This is a genomic window from Enterobacter sp. R-1.6.2 (assembly GCF_035064085.1).
GTDB classification, from domain to species: domain Bacteria; phylum Pseudomonadota; class Gammaproteobacteria; order Enterobacterales; family Enterobacteriaceae; genus Enterobacter; species Enterobacter asburiae_B.
Window position 1 is genome coordinate 1 of record NZ_JASEYI010000051.1, and the last position, 8,296, is coordinate 8,296.

8 protein-coding genes are annotated in these 8,296 nt (G+C 51.8%); 2 read left to right on the forward strand and 6 right to left on the reverse strand.

Features of this window, described 5'->3' with window-relative positions:
• The coding region (locus tag QMN93_RS25000; RefSeq protein ID WP_323620183.1) for a Tn3 family transposase at positions 1 to 2,458 on the reverse strand (2,458 nt) is incomplete at its 3' end.
• 163 nt (positions 2,459 to 2,621) lie between these two features.
• Here QMN93_RS25000 and QMN93_RS25005 point away from each other — a divergent pair.
• Both QMN93_RS25005 and QMN93_RS25010 read left to right on the forward strand, forming a co-directional pair.
• Entirely contained in the window at positions 2,622 to 3,194 is a 573-nt protein-coding gene (locus tag QMN93_RS25005; protein ID WP_001556711.1) for a recombinase family protein, read from the forward strand.
• A gap of 8 nt (positions 3,195 to 3,202) precedes the next feature.
• Positions 3,203 to 3,607, forward strand: a complete 405-nt coding sequence (locus tag QMN93_RS25010; protein ID WP_004118313.1) for an ArsA-related P-loop ATPase — start codon at positions 3,203 to 3,205, stop codon at positions 3,605 to 3,607.
• 30 nt (positions 3,608 to 3,637) lie between these two features.
• Here the strand turns inward: QMN93_RS25010 and arsC are convergent, their stop codons facing one another.
• Genes arsC through arsR form a run of 5 tightly spaced genes read right to left on the reverse strand, consistent with a single transcriptional unit; the run spans position 3,638 to position 7,946 of the window.
• Complete coding sequence (gene arsC, locus QMN93_RS25015) at positions 3,638 to 4,063, reverse strand: glutaredoxin-dependent arsenate reductase (RefSeq protein WP_000065759.1); 426 nt, start codon at positions 4,061 to 4,063, stop codon at positions 3,638 to 3,640.
• A 12-nt stretch (positions 4,064 to 4,075) separates the two neighbouring features.
• On the reverse strand, positions 4,076 to 5,365 hold the full coding sequence (gene arsB / locus QMN93_RS25020) for an arsenite efflux transporter membrane subunit ArsB (RefSeq protein WP_003026002.1): 1,290 nt from the start codon (positions 5,363 to 5,365) through the stop codon (positions 4,076 to 4,078).
• A gap of 48 nt (positions 5,366 to 5,413) precedes the next feature.
• On the reverse strand, positions 5,414 to 7,165 hold the full coding sequence (gene arsA / locus QMN93_RS25025) for an arsenite efflux transporter ATPase subunit ArsA (RefSeq protein WP_001556710.1): 1,752 nt from the start codon (positions 7,163 to 7,165) through the stop codon (positions 5,414 to 5,416).
• 17 nt (positions 7,166 to 7,182) lie between these two features.
• Complete coding sequence (arsD, locus tag QMN93_RS25030) at positions 7,183 to 7,545, reverse strand: arsenite efflux transporter metallochaperone ArsD (protein WP_000783215.1); 363 nt, start codon at positions 7,543 to 7,545, stop codon at positions 7,183 to 7,185.
• Between the two features lie 47 nt (positions 7,546 to 7,592).
• Complete coding sequence (arsR, locus tag QMN93_RS25035; protein WP_001114073.1) at positions 7,593 to 7,946, reverse strand: As(III)-sensing metalloregulatory transcriptional repressor ArsR; 354 nt, start codon at positions 7,944 to 7,946, stop codon at positions 7,593 to 7,595.
• Positions 7,947 to 8,296: the final 350 nt, after the last annotated feature.

Genomic DNA, 8,296 nt, shown 5'->3' on the forward strand with positions numbered 1-8,296 from the left:
CGGCTTTCGACAGATCGGCACAACCACGTGCCAGTTCGTCCAGTGCACCGTAATTTGCCGATTTATCCACTCGCCAGAATACCGCTTCACCGGCATCGGCAAGCCGGGGGGAAAACTGGTATCCCAGCAGCCAGAAGAGGCCAAAAATAATGTCGCTGGTACCGGCTGTGTCTGTCATGATCTCAACCGGATTCAGCCCTGTCTGCTGCTCCAGAAGGCCTTCCAGCACAAAAATGGAATCTCGTAATGTGCCGGGGACAACGATGCCGTGGAATCCAGAGTACTGATCAGAGACGAAGTTGTACCAGGTGATGCCACGTCCGGAACCAAAATATTTTCTGTTAGGTCCTGAATTGACGGTTTTCACCGGCGTGACAAAGCGCATGCCATCAGCTGAAGCCACTTCGCCACCACCCCAGCGGCCAGCAAGCTCCAGTGTGGACTGAAAATCAACCAGGCGGGCATTGGCGCTGACCAGCGTTTCTGCCCGGAGGTAATTCTGTTTTACCCAGCTAAGCCGGTGGCGCGTCAGCGCCGGTATATTGTGCTTTATCAGCGGTTCCAGCCCGATATTGCAGGCCTCTGCCATCAGGACCGCGCACAGGCTGATGTGCAGATCCTGTGCCCGGGCCCCGGATTCACTGACATGCGTAAACTCACGTGTAAATCCCGTTCTGGCATCTATTTCAAGCAACAGTTCCGTCAAATCTACTGGCGGGAGTAGCAGCCTTACCCGACTGTTGAGACGATGCAACGATGGTGGCTCCTCCAGTTTCTCCAGGCTGCTGATAGTCAGGGAAGGATGTTTACCGTCATGGCAAATATGAACCTCCGCATTTCCTTCAAAGCGGGATGCGACGGTTTTCCAGGTTTCATCTAGCTGGACCGCCAACTGTTGCACGCCTTTATGTCCATCAGTGGGATGTCCCAGCGCCCGGCAAACGGGGACCCGCTGAGCCTGCCATTCTTCCCCCTGCAACAGCTTCTCGCGGGGATTTCCCCAGCGATCGCTGTTTTCGAGCCAGATGTCCCTTCGACGTAGTGCATCCTGAAGGCGCTCCAGCAGACAAAGCGAGTAACCGGCACGCTGTATCCGGCCCTCCGCATCGTATACCAGGCGTTTCCAGGGGCCGGTAATAATATGTTCAGGCGCATTGTCCAGGATGCGCTTTTTCGAGCCGTTCAGTTCGGTCAGATAATGAATGGCGGACAACGTATGTTCTCCGGCTGGCGCTGCCTGGAAATGCAGGTCGCGCAATACCGCCGGAAGAAAGCGCTTTACCCGCCCGTACTGCTCCACCATTTCGTCATGGAAATTGTTGTTCTGAGGCCGGGCCAGCTCATTTACCTTGCTGACGGATTCTGCCAGCCTGCTTTTCGGTATGCTGTTGAATATGGTCTCCCTCAGTTCAGCATCGTCAGCCTGTTCATCCAGCAACAATGAACATGCCCGCGCCAATATTAGCGCAGCACGATCAAGATCTTTAAGCGTCCTGAGCCGTTTTTTCTGCCCCGTTTTCTTCGCCGCACGAGTGATATCCAGTATCAGCATATCGAGCACATCAACGGCCTCATCCAGCGCCGCAGTCTCCTGCGCTTTAACGAATGCTGTGAGTACGGCCAGTTTTCTCTGCTGTGGCATTCGCGCGATATATTTTACCGACGCCATGCCTGCGTAACGGGCCAAATTACGCAGTTGTATAGCAGGCAGACCGGTAAAATTCAGTCGGGAAAATTCCAGGTTTCGCAGCCGGATATATCGCTCCAGCGCTTCGGTAAATGCCGGGCCGCTGACGGTGACCGGTCCCTTTTTCAGTTGCTCCAGCGGTGAAGTACGCTGCCCCTCAGGAATGTCCAGAAGCTCCGTCACGCGGGCGGTCTGCCAGCTGTCCGGCAACGCGGCCAGTTTCTTCCACAGCCGCTGATTTGCCCGTTCGCGTATTTCACTGACGAGACGTACAAGTGTGGTTGCTCCGGGCAGCAGGACCTTATTCTGAAGCAGCCACGCGGTGGCAAAATCAAACATAAGGCCGGGTCGCTCATTACTGAGCCATGCGCGGGTGTACAGCAGGCGCTTCAGGCGGAAAGACCAGGGGAAATCGCCAAATTCATGGTAACCGTAATATTCCTTAATCAGCGCAGTATGCTCTCTGAGGGTGGTAACCCGTTCTGCGTAGCGGGTAAGGACTTCCGGACGGCGAATATTAAGCTGCACCGCGACAAATTGCTGAACACCTGGCAGAACCCGGGTTAAGTCTGTCAGAAAGGTGCCCAGAAAACGGGCGGTGGTGAGCTGAAGCGCAATTCCCAGCCGGTTATGCCTTCCCCGCCGCTGGTTAATGAAGGCAAGATCCCGCTCATCAAGATGAAAATAGCGCGCCAGCTGCACGTCATTGGGTTCTGCAACATAGCGACCATAATTCAGTTCCTGCTCAGTGGTCAGAAAATCGACGGGCATACCGGCCTCCCTGCCTGATGGTCATGAATTAACAATTTCGCAACCGTCCGAAATATTATAAATTCTCGGACACACTAAAATGGTGTTGTCTAGGTGTCTATTAAATCGATTTTTTGTTATAACAGACACCCACTGTCCGATATTTGATTTAGGATACATTTTTATGCGACTTTTTGGTTACGCACGGGTATCAACAAGCCAGCAGTCCCTCGATATTCAGATCAAGGGGCTTAAAGAGGCGGGGGTGAAAGCCAGTCGCATATTTACCGACAAAGCATCCGGCAGTTCTACCGACAGGAAAGGACTGGATCTGCTGCGAATGAAGGTGGAGGAAGGTGACGTCATCCTGGTGAAGAAACTCGACCGGCTTGGCCGCGACACTGCCGATATGATCCAACTGATAAAAGAATTCGACGCTCAGGGAGTCGCGGTCCGATTCATAGACGACGGGATCAGCACCGACGGTGAAATGGGGAAAATGGTTGTGACCATTCTTTCAGCTGTAGCCCAGGCCGAACGCAGGAGGATTCTGGAGCGTACGAACGAAGGACGGCAGGAGGCCAGGCTGAAAGGTATCCGGTTTGGCCGAAAGCGCATCATCGACAGAAATAGTGTACTGGCACTTCATCAGCAGGGAACTGGTGCAACAGATATTGCCCGCCGGCTCAGTATTGCCCGTTCCACTGTTTATAAAATTCTGGAAGATGAGAGCCGGGTTAATCTGAGCAAAATTTGAGGACGAACATGAGTGATGTAAAGGCATTCAACAATTGCATGAGTGTGTTCTGGCGACAGCATGAAGCCGAATTCTCTCGCTTTCTGACATCGAAGACAGGTGATAGCGAAAAAGCAGCAGACCCGGAGAAGACGAAGGTGATTATCGTGACGCTTGCCGAAACGACACCTGTACTGGAAGCCGCTAACCTGCAGCAGGATCTACGCCGAGCTGGCATCGAGCCGTGGGCATGGGTCGTTAATAACAGCCTGGCAGCTGCTCAACCGTCTTCGCCTTTCCTGAAGATCAGGGCGAACCGCGAGCTGCCTCTCATCTCTGATGTGGAAGAGCAGTATGCAAAGCGTATTGCATTAACAGCGCTACAGAGCGAAGAGCCGGTTGGTATTGACCTGCTGGAAGAAATGGCGAAGTAATAATGAAGGGGGCAAATGCCCCCTTCGTCTTTATTTCAGTCTTTTACCTGAATCATCAACGACTTTTTCACCGTCTTCCTTGGTGAAAGCCGCTTTCTGGGCATCTGGAAGGATATCGAGAACAACCTCTGAAGGACGGCAAAGTTTAGTTCCCAGTGGCGTCACTACGATCGGACGGTTGATCAGAATCGGATGCTGTAGCATAAAGTCGATGAGCTGGTCGTCAGTAAATTTATCTTCTGCAAGACCCAGTTCCTCATACGGCTCGACGTTCTTACGCAGCAAAGTACGGACGGAAATGCCCATATCTGCAATGAGTTTGACCAGCTCATCGCGTGAAGGTGGAGTCTCAAGGTAAAGAATAACGGTCGGCTCGATACCGCTGTTGCGGATCATCTCCAGCGTATTACGCGACGTGCCGCAGGCTGGGTTGTGATAAATGGTGATGTTGCTCATATCAGTATCTCATTACAAAGTGAAAGAGAGACGTAGCGCCAGCGCGGCCAGCGTTACAAACAGCACAGGCAGAGTCATGACGATCCCGGTGCGGAAATAGTATCCCCATGTGATGGTCATGTTCTTCTGTGAAAGGACATGCAGCCAGAGCAACGTTGCCAGGCTACCAATAGGTGTAATTTTCGGTCCAAGATCGCAGCCAATCACGTTGGCAAAAATCATCGCCTCTTTGATAACGCCTGTTGCAGTGCTGCCATCAATAGAGAGAGCACCAACCAGCACGGTAGGCATATTGTTCATGATGGAAGAGAGGAAAGCCGTCAGGAAGCCAGTACCAAACGTCGCGGCCCAAAGTCCTTTATCTGCCAGCACGTTCAACACACCGGAGAGGTATTCTGTTAGTCCGGCATTACGCAGACCATAGATCACCAGATACATTCCCAGAGAGAATATGACGATCTGCCATGGCGCACCGCGAAGCACTTTGCCAGTGTTAATGGCATGACCTCGCTTCGCCACCGCAAACAGAATGACAGCCCCTACAGCAGCAATCGCACTGACCGGGATACCCAACGGCTCAAGGACGAAAAAGCCAACCAGAAGAAGGATCAACACTATCCAGCCGGTTCTGAAGGTTGCCAGATCTTTAATCGCTTTTGCCGGTGCTTTCAGGAGAGCCAGGTCGTAAGTTGGCGGAATATCTTTGCGGAAGAACAGATGCAGCATCACCAGCGTGGCGATAATGGCTGCGATATCCACCGGCACCATTACCGACGCATACTCAGTGAAACCCAGCCCAAAGAAGTCTGCAGAAACGATGTTAACCAGGTTGGACACGATAAGCGGCAGACTGGCCGTATCGGCAATAAACCCGGCGGCCATGACAAATGCCAGCGTAGTGCCTTTGCTGAAACCTAATGCAAGCAGCATGGCGATAACAATTGGCGTCAGAATCAATGCCGCACCATCGTTGGCAAACAGTGCCGCCACCGCTGCGCCGAGCAAAACGATATAGGTAAACAGCAAACGCCCGCGACCGTTACCCCAACGTGAAACGTGCAGCGCCGCCCATTCGAAAAAGCCCGATTCATCGAGCAGAAGGCTGATAATAATCACGGCAATAAAGGTCGCCGTCGCATTCCAGACAATATTCCACACTACAGGGATATCACCAAAATGGACTACGCCAGAGATCAGCGCCAGTACCGCGCCCAGCGTCGCACTCCAGCCGATCCCTAATCCCTTCGGTTGCCAGATAACCAAAACGATGGTCAGGACAAAAATAGCGCCTGCCAGTAACATAAATCCTCCAGACAGGACGGCTTTGCCGCCCTGTATATACAAAAAAAATTAAACAACCAGCTCTCTGAGTTTCTCGATGCCAGTGGGCTCTGCAGCCATTACCGGTACTAACGCTATGCGGCTTGCATGCTGGTTTTTCACAACCTCGATTTGAGGACGCTCTTGTAGGGCGCGCTGGCAAAGCAGCGGCGATTGCGTCTGTGCAATCGAAAGGCTGTTATTGATAATCCAGCCCCAGGGATGAATCCCCGCACGTTCAAGATCGGACTGCAGGTTTGCCGCTTCCAGTACAGGTGTGGTTTCAGGCAGAGTGACCAGCAAAACTTTGGTACGTTCCTGGTCCTGAAGCTGCATCATCGGAGTGGTAAAATGACCTTTATCCCCCATCTTCCTGGCAATCTCACGGTGATAAGCCCCGGTAGCATCAAGCAGTAATAGCGTATGCCCGGTAGGTGCCGTATCCATGACCACAAACCGTTTGCCAGCTTCACGAATTACGCGTGAAAACGCCTGGAACACCGCAATCTCTTCTGTGCAAGGAGAACGTAAATCCTCTTCGAGCAGCCGTTTCCCAGCCTCATCCAGATCCCTGCCTTTCGTCTCAAGAACATGCTGACGATAGCGTTCAGTTTCATCGTGAGGGTTGATTCGGCTGACCTGCAGATTTTTGAGGCTGCCATTGAGCGTTGTACTGAGATGTGCAGCAGGATCTGAGGTGGTGAGATGCACATCAAAACCCTTATCCGCCAGACTGACGGCGATAGCCGCAGCCATTGTGGTTTTGCCCACACCACCTTTGCCCATCAGCATAATCAAACCGTGTTCACTGCGGGCGATATCATCAACCAGGACAGACAACGACATATTCTCTGGCTTGTTCTGTGGGCTTTGTTCAGGAAGCGATGTTATCTCAGCGTGTTCGTTGAGCAGGCCTTTCAATGCGGATACACCAACCATGTTCAGCGGCTGCAGGTATAAGTTGTCTGTCGGCAAATCAGATAACCCGGCAGGAAGATTTGCCAGCGCCTCTTGCTCCCGTTGCCATATTGCAGCGGCCAGTGCATCACGTTCTGCTTCGCTCGCAGGCAGGACACCGTTAATGACTAAATACTGATTTTTAAGGCCAATAGCTGATAATTCGTCATGAGTACGAGCGACTTCCTGCAGTGTTGATTTTTGCAATCGCGCGACCAGCACAAGGCGAGTTCGTTCAGGATCGGATAATGCCTCAACCGCATGAGCATATTGCTCGCGTTGTTTTTCCAGCCCAGCCATTGGACCAAGACAGGAAGCACCATCCGGGTTACTTTCGATGAAGCTGCTCCAGGCTCCGGGAAGCTGAAGAAGGCGAATAGTGTGGCCAGTTGGGGCAGTATCAAAAATGATGTGATCAAAGCGGGTCAGCAGAGAAGCGTCAGTCAGTAAGCCAGTAAACTCGTCGAATGCAGCGATCTCTGTCGTACAAGCTCCTGAAAGCTGTTCACTGATGCTGTTAACAACGTCATCAGGCAAAAGACCTTTAATAGGGTCAACGATTCTGGCGCGGTATTGCTGGGCGGCGTCCTGCGGGTCAATCTCCAGAGCCGAAAGACCAGACACAGCAGTCACGGGCTGGATAGTGTTACCGATAGTCTGATCGAATACCTGACCGACATTGGAAGCCGGGTCGGTACTGACAAGCAGAACACGCTTTCCCAGTTCAGCCAGACGTATAGCCGTTGCGCAGGAAATCGAAGTTTTGCCTACACCTCCCTTACCGGTGAAAAACAGGTAAGACGGGATATTCTCTAAGAATTTCATATGTCCTCCTGACATACTCAACAACAGGAAGTTTTACCACCACAGCAACTGGTGGAAGCTAAACCCACCTTTTCCAGCGGTATACCAAACCAGCGAGCCAGTTCAGCGCGTTTTGGGTATCGCCCGGCCATCACCGTTTCACCATCAAGCAACAGCAGCGGAAGCCCTTCAGCTCCAGAAGCCTCAAGGAATGCTTTCGCTTTTTCGTTCTCAACGAAGCTCATAGGCTGCTGCGCCAGGTTATAACGTTCGATCTGAACCCCACGCCCTTTCAGCCATTGCACATCAGCAGAAAAATTGACCAAAACCTGATCGACATCTGAACCACAAACGCCGGTACTGCAGCACATCGCCGGATCAAACACCGTTAACATTTTCATCTTTAACACCTCATATTCGTAAAAACATATATGTACAGGCAAAATTTTTAGATACAAACAGCCTTACCGCTGCCAGAGCAGTTGGCCGATGCCAGCTTACGGGCGATGGCCTGTACGTCGTCCTGTTGACTTAACCAGGCCTGCTCAATCACCAGGGCAGCCCAGGAAGGAATATGCGGGGATAAGCGATAATGAACCCATTTCCCCTGCTTGCGATCCAGCAACAGGCCACTTTCCCGAAGCATCGCCAGATGGCGGGAGGTCTTGGGTTGTGATTGTTCCAGCGCTGTGCAGAGATCGCATACGCACAGCTCCCCCATCTCCCTGAGCAGTAGCACGATACCCAGGCGGGTTTCATCAGATAGTATTTTGAAAAGTTGTAGGGATGCAATTTCTGGCATTATGTACTCCTGCTATGAATGGGTATTGTCTCTCCACCAAAACAAGAAGTCAAAATCATATGTGTTTTCTCGCATGTGAGTGCAGGTGTCACTATGCGGTTGAAAAACGACCTGATGTGCGATCGTTACGTTAGTTGGGTAGGTAAAAAAGTCATTTGAGGCTAAAACATTGCTTAGTGCGGGCTTTCAGTTCATAGAGAAGAATGAATAATATCAATTATAACAATTGGTTATTTCCTTAGCGTACGTTTTCGTTCCATTGGCCCTCAGACCCCTTTAAGCGTTTCGTCGGCCGTGAGAGTGGGTACACGGTAGACGAGATCGCTATGAATCCGGTGTATTTCTCGATC